Below are 426 nucleotides of genomic sequence, written 5' to 3'. Positions count from 1 at the left end.
GGGACAGATGATTAGGGTGAAGTCGTAACAAGGTAGCCGTAGGAGAACCTGCGGCTGGATCACCTCCTTTCTAAGGAAAATCGGAAACCTACACATTTTATTAAAACGTTATTCAGTTTTGAGTGGTTTACACTCAGTATATTAGAGAGACTCTCAAACCTCATAGGATTGTAGCTCAGCTGGTTAGAGCGCACCGCTGATAACGGTGAGGTCGGAGGTTCGAGTCCTCTCAGTCCTATCATGGGGAATTAGCTCAGTTGGGAGAGCGCCTGCTTTGCAAGCAGGAGGTCAGAGGTTCGATCCCGCTATTCTCCATTGTCACTTTGGTGGCATATTTAGTTCTTTGAAAACTGAATCTATTTGTAAATTTTTAGTTATTAATATTTATATTAATTACACCGAGAATTACACTGCGTAATTTTTTGA

The 426-nt window shown here is 41.8% G+C and carries 2 tRNA genes and 1 rRNA gene; all 3 read left to right on the top strand.

Annotated elements, in window-relative coordinates:
• A 16S ribosomal RNA gene (locus tag TT13_RS10915) occupies positions 1-70 on the top strand; the annotation flags it as partial.
• Positions 71-164: 94 nt separating this feature from the next.
• Positions 165-238, top strand: a tRNA-Ile gene (locus tag TT13_RS10910).
• Between the two features lie 4 nt (positions 239-242).
• A tRNA-Ala gene (locus TT13_RS10905) sits at positions 243-315 on the top strand.
• Positions 316-426: the final 111 nt, after the last annotated feature.

The sequence above is a fragment of the Weissella oryzae SG25 genome (genome assembly GCF_000691805.2).
GTDB classification, from domain to species: Bacteria; Bacillota; Bacilli; order Lactobacillales; family Lactobacillaceae; genus Weissella; species Weissella oryzae.
The sequence above is the reverse complement of the archived record's forward strand: the minus strand, read 5'-3'. Positions and strand labels throughout refer to the sequence as shown.